The sequence below is a fragment of the Rhodococcus sp. 14-2483-1-2 genome (assembly GCF_002259405.1).
Lineage (GTDB): Bacteria > Actinomycetota > Actinomycetes > Mycobacteriales > Mycobacteriaceae > Rhodococcoides.
This window is the reverse complement of the sequence record NZ_NPFW01000021.1, coordinates 308,801-327,684: the sequence shown is the minus strand read 5'-3', so window position 1 is coordinate 327,684 and position 18,884 is coordinate 308,801. Positions and strand designations below refer to the sequence as shown.

18 protein-coding genes are annotated in these 18,884 nt (G+C 64.4%); 8 read left to right on the top strand and 10 right to left on the bottom strand.

What is annotated here, in order from left to right; translation table 11 throughout:
- Positions 1 to 179: 179 nt before the first annotated feature.
- On the top strand, positions 180 to 803 hold the full coding sequence (locus CH295_RS20025; protein ID WP_141217064.1) for a hypothetical protein: 624 nt from the start codon (positions 180 to 182) through the stop codon (positions 801 to 803).
- 6 nt (positions 804 to 809) lie between these two features.
- Here the strand turns inward: CH295_RS20025 and CH295_RS20020 are convergent, their stop codons facing one another.
- The 6 genes from CH295_RS20020 to cobC all read right to left on the bottom strand — a co-directional run bounded on the left by CH295_RS20020 (position 810) and on the right by cobC (position 6,928).
- Positions 810 to 1,463, bottom strand: coding sequence for a hypothetical protein (locus CH295_RS20020; RefSeq protein ID WP_094741730.1), 654 nt, complete (start codon positions 1,461 to 1,463; stop codon positions 810 to 812).
- 345 nt (positions 1,464 to 1,808) lie between these two features.
- A complete protein-coding gene (locus tag CH295_RS20015) occupies positions 1,809 to 2,171 on the bottom strand; it encodes a hypothetical protein (protein WP_212556194.1) in 363 nt (120 codons plus the stop codon).
- A 606-nt stretch (positions 2,172 to 2,777) separates the two neighbouring features.
- A complete protein-coding gene (locus CH295_RS20010; protein ID WP_094741729.1) occupies positions 2,778 to 3,896 on the bottom strand; it encodes a bifunctional RNase H/acid phosphatase in 1,119 nt (372 codons plus the stop codon).
- Positions 3,893 to 4,630 carry a zinc ribbon domain-containing protein gene (locus tag CH295_RS20005; RefSeq protein ID WP_094635483.1) on the bottom strand — a complete coding sequence of 246 codons (738 nt, stop codon included), beginning with the start codon at positions 4,628 to 4,630 and terminating at the stop codon, positions 3,893 to 3,895. Before CH295_RS20005 ends, CH295_RS20010 begins: the two co-directional genes overlap by 4 nt.
- A 124-nt stretch (positions 4,631 to 4,754) precedes the next feature.
- Positions 4,755 to 5,876: a Nif3-like dinuclear metal center hexameric protein gene (locus CH295_RS20000; RefSeq protein ID WP_094741728.1), complete on the bottom strand. Its 1,122-nt coding sequence runs from the start codon at positions 5,874 to 5,876 to the stop codon at positions 4,755 to 4,757.
- Between the two features lie 14 nt (positions 5,877 to 5,890).
- Positions 5,891 to 6,928, bottom strand: coding sequence for an Rv2231c family histidinol phosphate aminotransferase CobC (gene cobC, locus CH295_RS19995; RefSeq protein ID WP_094741848.1), 1,038 nt, complete (start codon positions 6,926 to 6,928; stop codon positions 5,891 to 5,893).
- A 55-nt stretch (positions 6,929 to 6,983) separates the two neighbouring features.
- On the opposite strand from cobC, the gene CH295_RS19990 reads away from it, so the two are divergent.
- From CH295_RS19990 to CH295_RS19980, 3 genes are read left to right on the top strand one after another with little or no spacing between them, the layout of a single operon-like run.
- On the top strand, positions 6,984 to 7,676 hold the full coding sequence (locus CH295_RS19990; RefSeq protein WP_037192952.1) for an HAD-IA family hydrolase: 693 nt from the start codon (positions 6,984 to 6,986) through the stop codon (positions 7,674 to 7,676).
- Positions 7,673 to 8,146: a low molecular weight protein-tyrosine-phosphatase gene (locus tag CH295_RS19985; RefSeq protein WP_170945988.1), complete on the top strand. Its 474-nt coding sequence runs from the start codon at positions 7,673 to 7,675 to the stop codon at positions 8,144 to 8,146. Before CH295_RS19990 ends, CH295_RS19985 begins: the two co-directional genes overlap by 4 nt.
- A gap of 18 nt (positions 8,147 to 8,164) precedes the next feature.
- Positions 8,165 to 9,082: an SURF1 family cytochrome oxidase biogenesis protein gene (locus CH295_RS19980; RefSeq protein WP_094741727.1), complete on the top strand. Its 918-nt coding sequence runs from the start codon at positions 8,165 to 8,167 to the stop codon at positions 9,080 to 9,082.
- Here CH295_RS19980 and CH295_RS19975 read toward each other — a convergent pair.
- Both CH295_RS19975 and CH295_RS19970 read right to left on the bottom strand, forming a co-directional pair.
- The gene (locus CH295_RS19975; RefSeq protein WP_094741726.1) at positions 9,023 to 9,991 is read right to left on the bottom strand and encodes a cobalamin biosynthesis protein; all 969 of its coding nucleotides are present in this window, start codon (positions 9,989 to 9,991) and stop codon (positions 9,023 to 9,025) included. The genes CH295_RS19980 and CH295_RS19975 overlap by 60 nt on opposite strands.
- Before the next feature lie 364 nt (positions 9,992 to 10,355).
- Positions 10,356 to 11,252 carry a LysR family transcriptional regulator gene (locus CH295_RS19970; RefSeq protein WP_094741725.1) on the bottom strand — a complete coding sequence of 299 codons (897 nt, stop codon included), beginning with the start codon at positions 11,250 to 11,252 and terminating at the stop codon, positions 10,356 to 10,358.
- 112 nt (positions 11,253 to 11,364) lie between these two features.
- Between CH295_RS19970 and CH295_RS19965 the strand changes: the two genes are divergently transcribed.
- Together CH295_RS19965 and CH295_RS19960 are read left to right on the top strand one after the other, a co-directional pair.
- The gene (locus tag CH295_RS19965) at positions 11,365 to 12,858 is read left to right on the top strand and encodes a CoA-acylating methylmalonate-semialdehyde dehydrogenase (protein WP_094741724.1); all 1,494 of its coding nucleotides are present in this window, start codon (positions 11,365 to 11,367) and stop codon (positions 12,856 to 12,858) included.
- Between the two features lie 29 nt (positions 12,859 to 12,887).
- Positions 12,888 to 14,054, top strand: a complete 1,167-nt coding sequence (locus CH295_RS19960) for an iron-containing alcohol dehydrogenase (protein ID WP_094741723.1) — start codon at positions 12,888 to 12,890, stop codon at positions 14,052 to 14,054.
- Between the two features lie 6 nt (positions 14,055 to 14,060).
- Here CH295_RS19960 and CH295_RS19955 read toward each other — a convergent pair whose 3' ends face one another.
- Complete coding sequence (locus CH295_RS19955) at positions 14,061 to 15,461, bottom strand: amino acid permease (RefSeq protein WP_052047845.1); 1,401 nt, start codon at positions 15,459 to 15,461, stop codon at positions 14,061 to 14,063.
- A 104-nt stretch (positions 15,462 to 15,565) separates the two neighbouring features.
- Here CH295_RS19955 and CH295_RS19950 point away from each other — a divergent pair, with 104 nt between their 5' ends.
- Together CH295_RS19950 and CH295_RS19945 are read left to right on the top strand one after the other, a co-directional pair.
- Positions 15,566 to 16,507, top strand: coding sequence for an NAD(P)/FAD-dependent oxidoreductase (locus tag CH295_RS19950; protein ID WP_094741722.1), 942 nt, complete (start codon positions 15,566 to 15,568; stop codon positions 16,505 to 16,507).
- Positions 16,508 to 16,790: 283 nt separating this feature from the next.
- Entirely contained in the window at positions 16,791 to 18,146 is a 1,356-nt protein-coding gene (locus CH295_RS19945; RefSeq protein ID WP_094635655.1) for an MFS transporter, read from the top strand.
- Here CH295_RS19945 and CH295_RS19940 read toward each other — a convergent pair.
- Positions 18,127 to 18,801 carry a nitroreductase gene (locus tag CH295_RS19940; protein WP_094741721.1) on the bottom strand — a complete coding sequence of 225 codons (675 nt, stop codon included), beginning with the start codon at positions 18,799 to 18,801 and terminating at the stop codon, positions 18,127 to 18,129. The two genes, CH295_RS19945 and CH295_RS19940, sit on opposite strands and share 20 nt — an antisense overlap.
- Between the last annotated feature and the right edge of the window lie 83 nt (positions 18,802 to 18,884).

The following is an 18,884-nucleotide window of genomic DNA, read 5'->3' as shown; positions in this document are numbered from 1 at the left end:
AGCGCAGGCTCGGGGTGCAATCCTGTCGCTGCTCTCAATGCAAGATGTGCGCCAATTACACTGTGGCGCATAAATCTTGCATTAGCACGAAGGGCGTTTTGCTGGTGATGGAAGTCCTGTTGGTCCTGATCGGGGCGGCGGCCGATAGGCTTTTCGGCGGGCGCTTACGGTCATCGCGTGTGTCCGTGACGCTAGTTGGCGACCCGCCCTATAGTCGCCTTGCCAACTATTTTTTTCCCGATGTTTCGCACCCCTCCGAGCTGAAACATGACCTCCACGGGAGCACCTCTCGCGATGCTTACGGGTGTTCCTACCGCAGCTGGGTCAACGCAAACCACGGCGCGCCTTTGCATATGACAGCCTTCGAGCTTGTTATCCAGTGCGTTGGAGACCACAACGTCGTGCTGGTCGGTGGGCGTGCGGTCTCAACCGTCATCGGCAACTTGCGCGGTGTGTCGGTTGTCCACCCCTCGGGAGGTCCAATCGAGTCGGATCGCTTGGAAATTAATCTCGAAAACGGTGAACTGCTCTGTATCCCTTACTCCGCGCCCTTCGAGCCAACAGAGCCAATCCCACTCCAGTATCAGATCGAGCCATCGCGTGCGGAGTCGTTTCACGTGTACGCCAGCGTCGGATCAGAGGCACTCTCCTGGTACCTAGAGCTGGACTTCGTTATTGATGGGAAGCGAATTACGAAGACCGTGACGCAAAGCAAAGAGGCACCCTTTGTCACTGTCCCCTTCGACCATCCGGGAATCGTGGCGGAGTATCAACAGACCGAAGCAGGCTGGGTACGGGTGTAACCCCGATCATTCGGTCTCGGTGCTGATCCTCCGCAGGGACAAGCCTGTCCATCCCGAGCCGCCCTTGATCCCTCGGATCAGGCCGACCCAACCCCACATCTCGCACCGGTACCCCGCAGAGGTCACGACGAACGGCATCTGAACCGTTCGAGTGTGTGCCGAGCACTCCGTCGACTCGGAGATCCGATGCGCGAACAACGATCCGTCCGGTGCATAAATGCGGATCTGGACGTTGACGTAGTTGTTCTGCACAAGACCGCCTCCCGGCTCGAACCCGAGCTGGTCGTTTGCCACCCACAGGCCACGCGAGTTCATCGTGAATCTGTTGTCGGCAACGGTCACTCCTACGGAGGGACCGACCGGCCGATCGCACGGGATGAAAAGGTCCTGGTTTCCGGTATGCAACCCACCGGACAAATACGAGTAGGCGTATCCCACGACGCCTTCGAGACGCTGGGTACGACCCTGGAGGTTCGCCAGATCCGCTGCGGTGTTGTACGTCCCGAGCTTGAACTCGTCGAAGCCCTCTACTGCTGCTCCGAGATCCCTCCGGGTCTTACCGGTGATCCCTTCGTAGACGGTGTCTTCGTCGTAGTCCTGGCCGAAGTTGGAGCTGATCGTGAATGCGCCCTGTGGGCGGCTGCTTCCGGGTGTGGTCATGCGGTTCTCCTGACGTTGCAATCTCTCTTCGGCAGCGCGCTTTGCCTGTCGGGCCGGATGGGCTCGGGTCGTGCAGGACGATCGAGAACCATTCGGCTACAGGTATTCCGAGCTCGTTCATCAACTCGAACGTGGGTGGTGCGCCAGCACCCCTCGACCTGGGCGCGCCGGCATCGGGCAGCGACAGCTCGTGTCGAAGCCAGCTGTCGAGGTCTGAGAGGTAGCGCTGGAGCCCGGTCATCTGCCCGTCCTCGACCTCGGGGTTCGGGAGCCAGAACCTTTCGGGCAACAGCGACAGCAGCGACTCGATCGAGCCTGAGACGGCGTGAGAGCCGCGTCTGCGGGTCATTGCCCCACCTGGAACTTCGCTGCCTTCGAGGCGTCTCTACGGACGGCTGAGACGGCTTCTCGCTTCGCCTCGATCTGCTCGTCGGTATCGGGTAGGCCGAGCTTGCCGAGCAGCTGAGCGAGCAGTCCGCGTTGGAAGCGAACCTCGGCAATCAACGGGTGGATCGTCAGCTGCCGAGCCGATCCGAGCACCGTCAGCGGTTCGCTCCGCTGCGACCGCTTGAGTTCTGCGATCTTGTCGGTGACCCGGCACGCGTGGGTCAGGATCTCGACCTTCTGCAGTTCGGCCTTGAGCTCGAACTCGTCGAGCGTCGTCGTCGTCCACAATCGCTTGCCCGCAGATCCGAGGCTCTGCGGCATCCGTGGTCGTCTCGAAGTAGGCACAAAAGCCCATTTCTTTTCGGATGAAATCGCCCCTGACATGGGGCTCGCTTGAAAAATGAACTTTCCGTTTGCTCACGGAGGACGGCACCCGCATTACGTGGCGATCCTTAGCGCGAGGGCAGGGGTATATCCCCCTGGGTGGCCGGCACGAGACCGGCATCCCGCTGGTCAAGGCAGGCCGAGGCCGGTGACAAGCCAGACCTCGGAAGCGCACACACCCGAGCAGGCCCGGTGCACCCAGGGCAGCAGCGGCGTACTCAAGCGGTCAGTGCGGTCGGTGGGTGTTGTACCGAATGTCCGAGTCTGGGACGTTGGAACATTGTCCCCGACTCTCGACGAGTCACCGCGGTCGTGGAGAAATCGTAGGAGAGGACTTGCCTTCTACTACTCGATCCTGTGTCTACCGAGGTCCGGTAGTTGATCGCGAGGTGTCGGACAGTGACACCATGGCAGATCGCCGCTGCAACAAACGAACGTCTGTAGAACTTTGCTTGCCTTCACGTGACGCACTATTGGAACTGGCCGAGTTACACAAGCTCCACATAGTCGTTGAACGTCGAGTCCCATATACCAGCGGAGCGATCAGGCCAGTCCAGCTAAGTGGGAGGTGTCGTTCACCAATCGCACCGAAGCCCCGCCGTCGGGGTAGAACTCCGCGATGCTCAGCGACGCGAGGTCGAGGTGCAGTCGATACAGCAGCGACGGGCCGACGTCGAGTGCGAGTTGCAGCAGCATCTTGATCGGGGTGACATGGGTGACCACCAGGAGCGTTTTGCCGGCGTACTCGGTGAGCAACTGGTCGCGGGTCGCTTCGATGCGCACGCGCACCGCGTCGAAGCTCTCCCCGTTCGGCGGTGCGACGGAGGTGTCGCCACGCCACGCCTTGTGGCCCTCGGGGTGACGTTCCATGGCCTCGGTGAACGTCAGTCCTTCCCAGTCACCGAAGTCGGTCTCGATGAGACCGTCGACTGTGGTGACGGGCAATCCCAAGCGGTCGGCTGTCGCCGAGGCGGTCTGTTGCGCGCGCGCCAGTGGCGAGGCCACGATGGCATCGATATCTGTTCGTGAGCCGAGAACCGTTGCGGCAGAATCGGCTTGACGTCGACCCAATTCGGTCAGATCCGGATTGCCGCGACCGGAGTAGCGACGGTCGACCGACATCGGGGTCTGTCCATGGCGCAACAGCAGCAGTCGGGTGGGTTCTCCCATGGCACCGGTCCACCCGGGCGACTCGGTCTTCTTCGGAACCGGCTCGGCATCGGGCAATTCCGACAGGTCCACGCCCTCGGCCGCGGCGTCCATCGCCTCGTTCGCCAGTGCGTCGGCGTGCGAGTTCTGCGCGCGCGGAATCCACTCGTAGGTGACGGAATCGAATTCGCGAGCAAGTTGGGCCGCTTTTCGCTGAAGCGGAATCATGTCCGGATGCTTCACTTTCCAGCGCCCGGACATCTGTTCGACGACGAGTTTCGAGTCCATGCGGACTGCAACCTCACGGGCCCCGACGTCACGGGCCGCGCTCAGAGCAGCGATCAGTCCGTTGTACTCGGCGACGTTGTTCGTGGCCACGCCGAGCGATGCCCGACGCTCGGCGAGAACCTGCGAGCGATCGGCACTGAACACCACTGCGCCGTACCCGGCCGGGCCTGGGTTACCACGCGATCCACCGTCGGCCTCGGCGACGACCCTCGATACCTGACTCAAATTCCGGATTCCTTGGTGCGCACCAGGATTGCATTGCACTCGGAGCAACGAATGAGAGTATCCGCTGGCTTGTTGGCGATGCTTGCGATCTCGTTGCGATCGAGTTCGATACGACACGCTCCACAACGGCGAGCCTGCAGCAGGGCCGCACCGCGGCCGGTGAGTGCTCGCTGCTTCTCGTAGAGCGCCAGCAGGTCCGCGGGCAATCCCGAGGCCAACGATTCGCGGCGCTCGGCGCTGCGCTTCTCGGCGACATCGAGGTCTGCGACGGCGTCGTCACGGCGGCGACCGGCGTCGACGAGCTCGTCCTCGATCTGCGTCAGCTGCGCGCCGGCGTGCTCGTAGTCCCGCTCACTGGCCTCGCGCTGCTCCATGACCTCGAGCAGTTCCTCCTCGAGAATGCCCTGGCGACGTTCGAGGCTGCCGAGTTCGTGCTGCAGTTCGGTCATCTGCTTGGGGGCGATGGTGCCGCTCTCGAGCATCTTCTTGTCGCGAGCCTCGCGTTGCCGGACCGCATCGACCTCGCCTTCGAGTTTGCGGATGTCCCGGTCGAGATCGTCCATCGAGATCTGCACCGTCACCGCGGCATCCTTGCGGGTGGTGCGCTCGGTCTCGAGCTTGTCCACCTCCTGCTGCTCGGGGAGGCTCTTGCGGCGGTGGGCGATCTGCGAGAGTTCGGTATCCACACCGGCCAATTCGAGCAGCGAGGCCTGGACTTTGGGATCGACGTTCACGCTTGATGACTCCTGCGACTATGGAAGTTGGTTCCGATCACCCTACCGGCTGCTCGAAAGCAAGAAAGCCGGATAGAGGCCATCAGGGTCGTTTCTACAGGCTCCACTCCTGCCCGACCGCAAGTCAGATGGTCCACGGGTCGGTACACACCTCGGTCACGCGGCTGCTCCAGCCGTCCGTATCGCCGAACGCGGCGTCGACGATGCCTCGTGCCTGTTCACACCACGGGAACTCCGACGCCCAGTGCGCGGTGTCGATCACCGCAGGCCCACCCGCCCGCAGATGCTCGTCGACCGGGTGGTGGCGCAGATCCGAGGTGACGTACACATCGGCATCGGTACTCGCCACCGCGGAAAGGAACGAGTCACCCGCTCCCCCGCACATCGCAACCACCGAGACCGTGGCCTCGGGGTTTCCGGCGGCGCGCACTCCCCACGTCGTGGTGGGCAACGCCTCGCGAACGACGTCGGTGAATTCGGCGAGGGTCATCGGATTCGGCAGTCGACCGATGCGACCCAGGCCGGTGCACGACGGTAGAGCCGCGGATTCGAAGACGTCGAACGCGGGCTCCTCGTACGGGTGTGCCCGACGCATTGCCGAAAGCACCTCAGCACGTAGTCCTTTCGGAGCAACGACTTCGATTCGATCCTCCGCCTCGGTGTGCACCTCTCCGGCAACACCGAGGGTCGGGTGTGCGTTCGGACCCGGACGGAACTGGCCGAGACCCGCGCTCTGCCAGCTGGCTTCGCTGTAATCGCCGATCTGTCCGGCTCCGGCGTCGAACATGGCCTGTCGCACTGCGGCGGAGTCGGAGGTCGGCACGAAGACCACCCACTTGTCATGTGCGGGAGCAGGAATGGGATCGAGCGGTCTGGTGTCGATCACTCCGAGGGCGGACGCGAGTGCGTCGGAGACACCGGGATCGGCGGAGTCGGCGTTGGTGTGGGCGGTGAACAACGCGCAGTCGGCCTTGATCAGGCGATGGATCACCGAGCCCTTCGCGGTGTCGGCCGCGACGGTGTCGACGCCTTTGAGCAGTAAGGGATGGTGGGCGACGATGAGATCGGCACCCCGAGCGATTGCGTCGTCGACCACGGCGTCGGTGACGTCGACGGTGTACACGACCTGCTGCACAACAGCTTCGGGATCTCCGCACACCAGGCCCACCGAGTCCCAGCTCTCCGCCAGACGGGGTGGGTACGCGTCGTCGAGTACCTCGATGACGTCCGCCAGTGTCACTGCCATGGTCGATGCTCTCCTCACAGAACGGTGTTCAACGCGTCCACCAGTATGTCGACCTGCTGCGAGTCCCGTACCGCGACGCGCAGGTGGTGACGGTCGAGCCCCGGGAACGTGTCTGCGCGCCGGACCGCGATACCCATCGTGCGCAGGCGTTCTCGAACCGAATCGGCTCCGTCGACGCGCAGCAGCAGGAACGGGGCGCGAGCCGGGCCTGCGACAAGAAGGCCCAGAGCCTCGAGTCGCGGGATCATCGCGGTGCGTTCGCGGTGGATTCGCTCGGACTCGGCGCGTGCCCGATCGACGGCGAACGGTTCGGTGCAGGCGCGGATCGCTTCGAGCTGCAGACTCCCCAGAGGCCAGTGCGCGCGGCCGTACTGCAGCCGTGCCAGGACGTCGGGGTGGCCCAGCGCATACCCGCATCGCAATCCCGCCAGCGCCCACGTCTTCGTCAGGCTCCGCAGGACCAGCACGTCGGGAAGGCTCTGTGAGGCGACCGATTCCCCCGACCCGAGAACTGCGTCGGCGAAGGCCTCGTCGATCACCAGCGTGCGTCCGGATCCGCGCAGACTCAATACCGCCTCACGGGGATGCAGAACCGAGGTGGGGTTGGTCGGGTTGCCGAGGATCACCATGTCGGCGGCATCGGGCACGAGCGTCGGATCGAGCTCGAAGGGCGGCGGCAGGATCACTCGGTGCACCGGAATGCCCGCCTGCTCCAGCACCCAGTCGGGCTCGGTGAACGACGGGTGGATCGTCGCCACCAGCTGGGGCTCGAGCCGCGGCAGCATCGAGAACCCCTCGGCCCCGCCGCTGAGCAGCAGCACCTCGTCCGGTGAGCGGCCGTGGTGTTCGGCCACCTGTTCTCGTGCGGCCTTGTCGGCGGCCGTGCTCGGGTACGAACCCAACGAACTCAGTGCCGCGGCCAGCCGATCGCGAAGCCATGCCGGCGGTCCGTCACCGCGCACGTTGACGGCGAAGTCGACGAAGCCGGAATCGACCTCGACGTCGCCGTGGTGACGGAGTAGCGCATCGGGATCGGCAGCTGTGTCGGACATCGCGACGAGCGTAGCCGCGCCGTCACCGAACGGCCCGCACCGATAGGCTTCGACCATGTCTGTCGATGCTCCCGCGTCCGTTGTCCTGTTCGATCTCGATGGGACGTTGACCGATTCCGCACCGGGAATTCATGCCGGTTTTCGTCATGCGTTGGCGTCGGTCGAGGCTCCCGAACCGACCGAGGAACAGCTGTCGATGGTCGTCGGACCACCTCTGATCGACACGTTGCGCGGGCTCGGCCTGGACGAGGATGCAGCGCAGCGCGCACTGGCGGCGTACTTCCAACGCTACGACGAGCGCGGCTGGGCCGAGAACACCGCGTTCGACGGCATCGAGACGGTGTTGACGCGATTGCAGGAACGCGGCGTGCGCCTCGGCGTTGCGACGTCGAAGTCGGAGCGATTCGCCGTCCGCATTCTGGACCACTTCGGTCTGTCGCGGTACTTCGAGTTCATCGGCGGTGCCAGCAACGACGGCACCCGACGGGCGAAGTCCGACGTGATCGCGCATTCGCTGACCAACCTCGGCATCGATCCGGTGGAGTCCGCGGACGGCGGCACAGCCGGGGTGATCATGATCGGTGATCGTGATCACGACGTGCACGGTGCCGCTCGATTCGGCATTCCCACGGTGTACGTGGAGTGGGGCTACGGCGTCGACGGCGAGAGCGACGACGCCGCGTTCACCGCGTCGAGCATGGACGAACTGGCCACCGTGCTGGAGCAGAACACGGCGGCCGTGCAGTGAACGAGCCACTGCATGTGACCTTCGTGTGCACCGGCAACATCTGCCGATCACCGATGGCCGAGAAGGTCTTCGCAGGGCATCTGCGCGACGCCGGTCTGGGCGAGGCGGTGCGTGTCTCGAGCGCCGGGACCGGCGGTTGGCATGTGGGCGACGGCGCAGATCCACGAACCGTCGCCGAGCTCGATGCCCACGGATACGACAGCGAGCACGAGGCGGCGCAGGTCGGGCCGGATCACCTGGCCGCGGATCTGATCGTCGCGCTCGATACCGGTCATGCGCGCGCCCTGCTGCAGCTCGGCGCTCCGGCAGACCGTGTCGCCCTGCTGCGGTCGTTCGATCCCGATGCCGACGACTCGTCGGTGGCCGATCCGTACTACTCGTCCGATTCGGCGTTCACCGAGGTGCGCGAGCAGATCGAAAGTGCCGTTCCCGGCATGCTGGACTGGGCACGGTCTCGACTCTCTCACTGACCCGGCTACCGTGGTGGAGTGCGAAAGTTAGCGTTCTTGCTGCGACCCAAATGGTTGGTGCTGGCTGCGGTGGTGCTGGCCTTCGCGTTCCTGTGTTTCAGCGTGCTCGCTCCGTGGCAGTTGGGGAAGAACACCTCGACGTCCGAGCGCAACGATCTGATCACCCGCTCCGTCGACGCGGATCCGGTGCCGATCTCCGATGTTCTCACCGCAAACGGATTTCCGGCCGAGGACGAGTGGCGTCGGGTCATCGCGCCCGGGTCCTATGTCGCCGATTCCGACGTACTGGTGCGGCTACGCAGCATCCGTGATCAGCCCGCCTACGAGGTCATCACCCCGTTCGTGATCGACGGCGGGCCCACCGTGCTCGTCAATCGCGGGTACGTGTTGCCGGTGGAGGGAACCAGAGCGCCGGAGTTCGAGGCGGCACCCGCCGGTGAAGTGACGCTGAACGCACGGGTACGCCAAGCCGAAGGCACCTCGCGCGAGCCCGTCGAGGACGACGGTCGGCTGCAGGTCTACAACATCAATCCGGAACAGATCGGCGCAGCGGTCGGAGTCGACGCCATCGACGGATACCTACAGCTCGACGACGCTCAGCCGGGCGGTCTGGGCCTGATCGAACTGCCGCAGACCGACGCAGGCCCCTACCTGTCCTACGGTCTGCAGTGGCTGGCGTTCGGCATCATGGCACCGCTGGGCCTGGCGTATTTCGCCCGGGCGGAGATACGGGAACGCCGCAATTCACGTGCCGAACTCGCGGACGCGATGTCCGGCGAGCCGGACACCGAGCCCGAGGACGAGGCCGGTCCCGACGCGGAAGAAGAATTCACGCTGCCCACCCGCCGCGAGAAGCGAGCACGGGCGCGCGCGGCGTCACGCGAGACGACGCCGTCGGATCCTCGCCTGGCCGATCGCTACGGCAAGAATCGCTGACGCGACCGCAGACAGTTCCTGCACTCGGCTCGACAGTGCGACCGATCGACGAAGATCGCGTGCTGTCGGCGCGTGGCCGTCACCGAGTGTCGGCCTGATCTCCACGCCGTGTCGATACTGCGTTCTGCCGCCGAGCTGCAGCCCCAGTGCCCCGGCAGCCGACGCCTCCGCAACGCCTGCGTTGGGGCTGGGGTGCTGCGCGGCGTCGCGTCGCCACATCTTCAGGGCTCGGGCGGGCGAACCCTGCACCGAGGGCGCTGCGACAACCGTCGCCACGCCGGTGACGCGAGCCGGTAGCAGGTTCAGAACGTCGTCGATTCGTGCTGCGGCCCAACCGAAACGCAGATATTTCGGAGACCGGTACCCGACCATCGCGTCGAGCGTGTTGCTCGCTCGGTAGGCCAGAATCCCCGGCACCCCGGCCAGTGCTCCCCACACCAGCACTCCGACCGTCGCGTCGGACGTGTTCTCCGCGATGGACTCCAGTGCGGCGCGTGCGAGGCCGTCGGAGTCGAGTGGTTCCGGATCCCGACCGCACAGTGACGGCAGCAGCGCGCGTGCGCTCTCGAGGTCGTCGTTGTCGAGGTGGTCCGCCATCTGCCGACCCACCTTCGACAGGGACGTGCCTCCCAGGGCGGCCCAGGTAGCGGCCGCGACCAGAGCGACCTCGGCAGGTGCACCCACCCGACCGGCCACCCGACTCGACCCGACGCCGAGTGCGGTCACCGAGCCGATCAGCGCGACTGCGTGGACGACGCCCAGCGCTCGACTATCGCGATACAGGACGTGTTCGACGCGCAGCGCCGTGGTGCCGAATCCTGCAACCGGGTGCCAGCGTTGCGGGTCTGCGAACACTCGATCGAGGCCGTAGCCGACCAGTAAGCCGGTCGCTCGGGGGTGTGTCCACATCCCACGGATCTTGCCAACTGCGCACCCGGCGCAGGAATTCGGTATGCCGGACTCAGCGTTGGCGGTACGCGCCCGCCAGCTGGCGACCGCGGAAATTCATGTCGCTACCGTCGTTGAGCAGTGCGATTGCCATACCGACGAAGCCGACAGTTGCCATTACGAACAGTGTCATGATTCCCCCAGAATCTCGAGTGGATCCGCGTCCGCGGATGTGTCTGTAACAGATTGTTACCCCTATCTTCGCCGTTTCCCACTCCTTTGAGGTCGGCGTCACGTGTGTCCGTCATCACGAGACGCGCGTCTCATCGGAACGTCCAAATGTCAACGGCCACCGGCACTCTCGGACTGTGCACTTCGCCCGTCGTTACTGCGGCACAGGAAAGAGATGCTGTTCGTCGGTCACGACCGACCGGAGGAATTCGTCGACGACCTTCACCCGCGCCAGACCGGTCAGCTCTCGCGGAACCACCGTCCAATACGTCCGTTCGACCGAGACGACGCCGGGCAACACCGACGCGAGGGCCTCGTCGGGCTGACCGATGTAGCTGGGCAAGGGCGCAATTCCCACCCCGGATCTCGCCGCGATCCACTGCCCGGTGATGTTGTTGGTCTGAATCTGCGCGCGGCCCTCCGGCAGGATCGCATCCAGGATTCGCAGCGGTGCCACGTCGAGCAGCGCGTCGACGTACGAGATCAGCGTGTGTTCTCGCAGATCGTCGACGGTATCGATAGGCGGCATCGCGGCGAGATACTGTGCGGCAGCGTAGAGCTCGAGGGAGTACGTCGCCAATCTGCGAGTGACGACGAATCGCGGCGACGGTCGCTCCAACGTGATGGCGATGTCGAATTCCCTGGTGGCCAATGAGTTGTGCTCGGTGGCGGTGACCAGTTCGATGTCGAGATCCGGATGCTTGTCTCGCAGTACGCCGAGCTTCGGTGTAAGGACGAACGCTCCGAAACCGTCCGGGGCCGCGATGCGCACGGTCCCTCGCAGGGAGCCGGTGTCGGAGGTCTGATCCTCGAAGGCGGCGATGAGTGTCGATTCGACGGTCTCTGCATATCCGACGAGGCGTCGACCCGCCTCGGTGAGTCGCCAACCCGACGGCGTTCTGTCGAACAGGCGCTGCCCGGCCGATTTCTCGAGCGCCGTGATGCGCCGACCGACGGTGGTGTGGTCCACACCGAGAGTGTGCGAGGCGTCGGTCAGACGCCCGGTCCTCGACACTTCGAGGAAGTAGCGGAGATGGTCTGCGTTGAACACCCACCGAGACTATCGCCGGTGTGCATTTCTGCACAGCGATCTGCGGTTTTGGCCTTTGACATGTGCATCCGTACAAGTGAGACTCGAGACACACCGATGGAAGGATCGAACGTTGACCGACGTCATTGCGCACTGGCTCGATGGAAAGACTTATTCCGGTAGCTCCGACCGGACCGCCCCCGTCGCGAACCCCGCTACCGGCGAGGTCACCGGCACCCTCACCCTGGCCGATCCCGGCGACGCCCGCGCGGTCATCGACGCGGCCGCAGCCGCATTCCCGGCGTGGCGCGATACTTCCCTCGCCAAGCGGACCTCTGTCCTGTTCTCGTTCCGAGAGCTGTTGAACGCGCGGAAGAACGAGCTCGCCGAGATCATCACCGCCGAGCATGGGAAGGTCCTCTCCGATGCACTCGGCGAGATCTCCCGCGGCCAGGAAATCGTCGAATTCGCCTGCGGCATGGCGCATCTGCTCAAGGGTGGGTACACCGAGAACGCGTCGACCGGCGTGGACGTCTACTCCATCCGTCAACCGCTCGGACCGGTAGCGATCATCTCCCCCTTCAACTTTCCGGCCATGGTCCCGATGTGGTTCTTCCCCATCGCCATCGCGGCCGGCAACACCGTGGTACTCAAGCCCTCGGAGAAGGACCCGAGCGCCAGCATTTGGCTCGCCCGGCTCTGGGCCGAGGCGGGCCTGCCCGACGGCGTGTTCAACGTCCTTCAGGGCGACAAGGTGGCCGTCGACGAGCTTCTCGAGAACAAGAAGATCAAGTCGGTCTCCTTCGTCGGCTCCACCCCCATCGCCCAGTACGTCTACTCCACCGGCACCGCCAACGGAAAGCGCGTCCAGGCCCTCGGCGGGGCCAAGAACCACGCCGTCGTGCTCCCCGATGCAGATCTCGACCTCGCCGCCGACGCCATGGTCAACGCCGGTTTCGGCTCCGCAGGCGAACGGTGCATGGCCATCTCCGCACTCGTCGCTGTCGGGAACATCGCCGACGAACTCGTGGCCAAGATCGCCGAGCGCACCACTCCGCTGGTCACCGGTGACGGAACCCGCGGGGCAGACATGGGACCGCTCGTCACCAAGGCCCACCGTGACAAGGTCGCCTCGTACGTCGATGCAGGCGAAGCAGACGGGGCCACCCTCGTCGTCGACGGACGTACCGTCCAGCCCGACGGCGGCACCGACGGATTCTGGCTCGGGCCCACCCTCATCGACAACGTGACGCCCGACATGAGCGTCTACACCGACGAGATCTTCGGACCGGTCCTCTCGGTCGTCCGCGTCGAGACCTACGACGACGCCCTTCGACTGATCAACGAGAACCCGTACGGCAATGGCACCGCCATCTTCACCAACGATGGTGGGGCGGCCCGACGCTTCCAGAACGAGGTCGAGGTCGGCATGGTCGGCATCAACGTGCCGATCCCGGTTCCCATGGCGTACTACAGCTTCGGCGGGTGGAAGAACTCCCTCTTCGGCGACAGCCACGCACACGGCACCGAGGGTGTCCACTTCTTCACCCGCGGCAAAGCTGTCACAAGTCGCTGGCTCGACCCCAGCCACGGCGGCATCAACCTCGGCTTCCCCGAAAACAGCTGAGTTCCGAAGACACCGCGAAGGAGCACACCATGGTTGCCAATATTTCGTTTCCTCGGTTTCTCAAGCTGGGCGGCGGTGCCGTCGAGGAGCTGGGGACCGTTCTGACCGACCTCGACGTGTCTCGGCCGTTGCTCGTCACCGATGCGTTCATGGCCGGCAACGGCTCGGCGGATCGTTTGATGAAGATCATGGCCGAGGCCGGTAAGACGCCTGCATTGTTCTCGGGCACCGTTCCGGATCCGACGACCGATTCGTTGGTCGCCGGTCTCGAAGCGGTGCAGCAGCATTCGGCCGATTCGATCATCGGCTTCGGCGGTGGCAGTCCGATGGACACGGCCAAGGCGTTGGCCATTCTCGCGGTGCAGGGCGGCACGATGCGGGACTTCAAGGCTCCCGTGCTGTCGACCGGCCCGGCCCTACCGATCATCGCCATCCCCACCACGGCCGGAAGTGGTTCGGAGGCAACTCAGTTCACCATCATCACCGACGTCGCCTCGGACGAGAAGATGCTGTGCCCCGGGCTGTCGTTTCTCCCGATCGCATCGATCATCGACTTCGAGCTGACCATGTCGATGCCTGCGCGTCTGACGGCCGATACCGGTGTCGATGCACTGACCCACGCCATCGAGGCGTACGTCAGTAAGAAGGCCAACCCCATCTCCGACGGTTTGGCGCTCAGTGCGATTCGCACGATCGGGACGTCGTTGCTGCGGGCGTATCGGGACGGCGACGACCGGCAGGCGCGCGAGGCGATGATGCATGCCTCGACGCAGGCCGGCATGGCATTCTCCAATGCGAGTGTCTGTCTGGTCCACGGCATGAGTCGACCGATCGGCGCGCACTTCCATGTTGCACACGGGCTGTCCAACGCCATGCTGTTGCCTGCCGTCACGGCATTCTCGATCGACGGGGCACCGGCACGTTACGCCGACTGCGCACGCGCACTGGGCGCGGCGTCGGAAAGCGATTCGGATCAGGTTGCCGGTGGCAAGCTGCAGGATGCGATCGTCACACTGTGTCGTGAGGTGGAGGTTCCGACTCCGGAGACCTTCGGTATCGACAAGGCCAAGTGGGACGAGCTGCTGCCACTCATGGCCGAGCAGGCACTCGCGTCGGGCAGCCCGGGAAACAATCCGGTCGTGCCGACCACCGAACAGATCGTCGATCTGTACCGGCAGGTGTACGCGGGGGTCTAGTTGCACTCACTCCGATGCGCGGGCGGCGACAGTGTCGCGCCGCGTATTTCGGCGTTGCACCAGGATTCCGCCGATCACGGTCACTGCGGCGAGGACGGCCGAGAGCAGAATCGACGACCGCTGCTCCGGCCGCACCACCATCATCACCAGGACGAACACGATGAACCCGATGGCCAGGTAGGTCAACCACGGGTACAGCCACATCCGAACGGCAGGGCGTTCGTCGTCGCGGTCGAGTTGACGCCGCAGCACCAGCTGGCTGCTGGCGATGGCGAGGTAGACGAAGAGCGCGACGGCCCCGGTGGTCGCCAGCAGGTAGGTGAAGAGTTTCTCGGGCAGGATGTAGTTTCCGATGACGGCGAGGAACCCGAGCACCATCGAGGCGATCACCGCGACCCACGGCACCCCGTTCGTGGTGATCTTCTTGACCGCCCGGGGTGCGTCACCTCGATCGCCGAGCGAATACAGCATGCGCGACGCGGTGTAGAGCGCAGAGTTCAGGCACGACGCGACGGCAGTCAGGATGACGATGTCCATGATGGTCTCGGCGTGCGGGATTCCCATCTTGGACAGTACGAATTGGTACGAGCCCGTATTGGGATCCAGTTCGTTCCAGGGCACCAGCGCGACGATGACGAAGATGGAACCGAAGTAGAAGATCGAGATTCGCCAGATGACCGAGTTGGTGGCGCGGGTGATTCCCTTTGCCGGGTCCTTGGATTCGGCAGCGGCGATGGTGACGATTTCCGAGCCCATGAACGAGAACATCGTCGTCAGCATGGCCGCGATCACCGCACCGAACCCGAGGGGCATGAATCCGCCCGAGGCCCAGAGTTGGTCCACACCACTGACTTCCGAATCGGGTAGCCACCCCAGGATGGCGGCGATGCCGAGGCCTATGAACGCGATGATCGCCACGACCTTCACCAGGGCGAACCAGAACTCGAATTCGCCGTAGTTGCCGACGCTGATCAGGTTGGTCGCGGTGAGGGCGATGACGATGAGCAGTGCCCACATCCACTGGGCTCCGCCGAGCCAGTTGGTGAGAATGGAAGCAGCCGCGGTGGCTTCGACCGGGATCACCAACACCCAGAACCACCAGTAGAGCCATCCGACCGAGAATCCGGCCCAATGCCCGAGCGCGCGTGTGGCATACGTGGAGAACGAGCCGGTGTCGGGATTGGCCGTTGCCATCTCCCCCAGCATGCGCATCACCAAGATCACGAGCGTGCCCGCGAACAGGTACGCCAGCAGCACTGCCGGGCCTGCCGTGGCGATGGCGTTGGCCGAACCCACGAACAATCCCGCGCCGATGACTCCGGCTATCGAAATCATCGTCACGTGCCGTGGTTTCAGGCTGGTACCGAGTCCGTTCTCGCCGGTGTCCGGCTTCTCCGTAATGGCCATCCCTGTAGTCGAACACAATGTGGACGCGGACGCAGCGGGTGACCGATATGTCCAGACAGCCGGTGGTACAGAGATATTGGCGCAAATCCGGGCATACTGGACCGATGAACTCCGAAGCGGGCAGCATCACCGATCCGGTCACCATCGTCGGTGCGGGCATAGCCGGTGCGGCCTGCGCGCGGGTTCTTCGCGGCGCAGACGTGCCGTTCCGCATCGTCGACCGAGGCCGAGCTCCGGGTGGGCGGATGTCATCGCCGGAGTTGCACGGCCGTCGCGTCGACTTGGGTGCCGGCTACTTCACCGTCCGAGATCAGGAATTCTCGACGGTGGTCGCCGAGTGGGAGTCGGGTGGATTGGCGCGCCAGTGGGCCAACACGTTCGGCATCCTCAAGCCCGCCACGGCACCGTGCACAACGACCGGACCGGTTCGCTGGGCTACCCCGAACGGTCTGCGATCGCTGGTACGAAACATGCTCGAGGGCTTCGACATCGAACATTCCACCGAGTTGACCGCATTGCCCGACGGCCACGTCGTGCTCGCCATGCCGGATCCTCAGGCGATGCGACTGACCACAATTCCCGATGCGGTCGACTACGTACCCGTCATCTCGGTGGCGTGTGGGTTCGACGTGCTCGACATTCCCTTCCGGGACGCAGCGTTCGTCAACGATCATCCCGATATTGATTTTGTCGTCGACGACGGTGCACGCCGCGGAGACGGCGCTCCGGTTCTGGTGGTGCACACCACGTCGGAACGAGCGCAGCAGCATCTCGACGACCCCGACGGTGCGATCGCCCCAGTTGTCGACGCCCTTCGCGAATTGTCCGTCGCATCCACGCAACCCACATGGACCCACGCTCATCGGTGGACCTTCGCCAAGCCCGCAGCGCAGCACGATTCCAACTTCGCGCTTCGCGAGCAGGACGGACGCTTCGTCGGTTCGGCGGGCGATCAGTGGTGCGAGTCCGGAGTGCCCCGAGTGGAGAGCGCCTGGCGTTCGGGCACAGATGTGGCGCGTGCGCTGGTCGACGCGCTCCGGCACTGAACCTCGCGGCGCGACTGCTCCACTCCCTTGTGCGCTCGGGTTTCCTCGTGGCGGTAGCGCAATCGGTGTGGACCGTTGCCGTGTTCATGCCCGCTGGTGCCACCGAAAACAGTGCGCGCGAACATCTCTCAACCGGATCGCCGGCAGCTACGTCGACCGTAGGATAGTTACTTTAATTCTTGTTCACTATTTCGAAGTATGTACACATTTAACCGGTTAAGGTGTGACGACACGTGCAGATCTCGCCCCCTCGTCGCCGTCGCACACAGAATCGGAGCAGTCCGTGGCCACCATTCGCACCCCTGAGCAGACCAGACGCCGTGGCGTACTCGCTGCCACGGTCGGCACCATCGTCGAGTATTACGACCTCACCGTCTACGCCTACCTCGCGGTCGTCGTCAGCCCATTGTTCTTCCCCGGCGACGACCCGACTGCGTCGTTGCTCGCGAGTCTGGCCGTCTTCGCATCTGCCTACCTGATGCGTCCGATCGGCGGAATCTTCTTCGGCCGCCTCGGTGACAGACACGGGCGCAAGCGCGCCTTATTGTTCTCTGTTCTGCTCATGGGCGTCGGCAGTGCACTGATGGCCTTCCTCCCCACCTACGAGAACGCGGGGGTTCTCGCGCCGATCCTGTTGGTCATCGCCCGTCTGGTCCAGGGCTTCTCGGCCGGTGGAGAACTCGGAGGCGCGCTCACATACGTCTACGAGACGGTCGGCGAAAAACGCAAGGGGCTCGGTGCGTCCTTCGTCGCACTGGGTAGCAACAGCGGTTTCGCACTCGCGGCCATCGCCGTGGCGATCACCTCCACACTCACCACCGACGCGCAGATGACCAGCTGGGGCTGGCGAATTCCGTTCCTGCTCGGCATCCCCCTGGTGCTGTTCTGTCTCTGGACCCGCACGCGAATCGAAGACACCCCGCAGTTCGTCCATGCAGCCGCGGAAAACGAGGTGGCGAAGGCACCGTTGACCGAACTACTTCGCACTCATCCCAAGCAGGTTCTGCAGGTTTTCGGACTGGGTGTGGCTCAGAACGCGACCGGATACATGGTGCTCACCTACATCGGTATCCATCTGGTGCGCGAAGGCGGATTCAGTCAGAGTTCGGTCACCTGGACTGCGGCCGGTGTCATCGTGCTCGTCGCGGCGTCAATGCCGCTCGCCGGGCTGCTGGTGGATCGGTTCGGCAGCGTGCGTGTGCTGGCCAGCGGATTACTCGCCTCGGCGCTGCTCGCGTACCCGGCAATGTCGATGATGAGCGGACACGGGTTGTTCGTTGCTGCAATTGCTTTCATGTTCTTCGCGGTAGGCACACCCTTGATCCAGACGGCAACCGCTCCCCTGTTCCCGTCGTTGTTCGACTCGCGAGTTCGACTGACCGGCGTCGCTCTCGGCTTCAACATTGCGACGATCGCCACGGGTGGGACCGCCGCCTACATTGCGACGTGGCTCATCGACCGCACCGGAAGCTCGGTGTCACCTGCGTACTTCGTCATCGGCTCCGCCGTGATCGGAATGATCACTCTGGCGACCATTCGTCAGAAGACCTACGGCGGGTTGCGGACAGGCAGCCGAGCCGCAGACGTACTGCCGTCGACGAGTGCGCTCGACGACGACGTCAGCGTCCGACGAAGGTGACCGTCTCGTCCAGAGGCGCTCGGCCGGTACGGAATCCGTTGATCGGGTGTGTCTCGTCCGGGTAGCCGAAGGAGATTCCGGCCACCACTTTTCGAGTGTCCGGGATGTCGAACCACTCGTGCAGGAACGGTGAGTACGCGGCCAGGGCTGCTTGTGCGATGGCTCCCAGACCGAGACTCTGGGCGGCCAGCAGGAAAGTCTGCAGATACAACCCGCAATCGACCGCGCCGTACACGCCCAGGTCGGCATCGGTGGTGATGATGGCTGCATGCGGCGCGTCGAACAGCTCGTAGTTGCGAATGAATTGACGCGTTGTCGCCTCGGTGTCGGACTTGACCACCCCGATGCTCTCGTACAGCGCGCCACCGCATTCACGTCGCCGTGCACGGTGCAGAGCGTTGTAATTCGCCGGGAACGGAAAGTCCGGTTGCGGCACACCGGACGCCAGGTGCTCCACCAAGGCGTCGGAGAACTTCCGGGTGGCATCGCCTTCGGTCACGATGATCTGCCACGACTGGGTGTTGGACCAAGAAGGTGTGCGCCGGGCGGCCGACAGCAGCTGTTCGAGTACCTCGCGCGAGACCTGCGTCGGCAGGAACTGCCGGCACGAGTACCGCTCGTCGAGTAGTTCTGTCAGCGCGTCGTACCGGGTCACATCGTCCGCCTCGTGTCGGTGCCATCGGGTGCGGGTCGAACGTAACACCACGGCTGCGCCCGACGGTCGGCTGCTGGACCGTC

Coding starts and splice junctions, on each gene's coding strand:
- CH295_RS19990 (WP_037192952.1), top strand. CDS start 6,984: ATGTCTGTCGATGCTCCCGCGTCCGTTGTCCTGTTCGATCTCGATGGG.
- cobC (WP_094741848.1), bottom strand. CDS start 6,928: ATGTCCGACACAGCTGCCGATCCCGATGCGCTACTCCGTCACCACGGC.
- CH295_RS19975 (WP_094741726.1), bottom strand. CDS start 9,991: ATGTGGACACACCCCCGAGCGACCGGCTTACTGGTCGGCTACGGCCTC.
- CH295_RS20000 (WP_094741728.1), bottom strand. CDS start 5,876: ATGGCAGTGACACTGGCGGACGTCATCGAGGTACTCGACGACGCGTAC.
- CH295_RS19955 (WP_052047845.1), bottom strand. CDS start 15,461: ATGGCCATTACGGAGAAGCCGGACACCGGCGAGAACGGACTCGGTACC.
- CH295_RS20020 (WP_094741730.1), bottom strand. CDS start 1,463: ATGACCACACCCGGAAGCAGCCGCCCACAGGGCGCATTCACGATCAGC.
- CH295_RS20015 (WP_212556194.1), bottom strand. CDS start 2,171: ATGCCGCAGAGCCTCGGATCTGCGGGCAAGCGATTGTGGACGACGACG.
- CH295_RS19950 (WP_094741722.1), top strand. CDS start 15,566: ATGAACTCCGAAGCGGGCAGCATCACCGATCCGGTCACCATCGTCGGT.
- CH295_RS19960 (WP_094741723.1), top strand. CDS start 12,888: ATGGTTGCCAATATTTCGTTTCCTCGGTTTCTCAAGCTGGGCGGCGGT.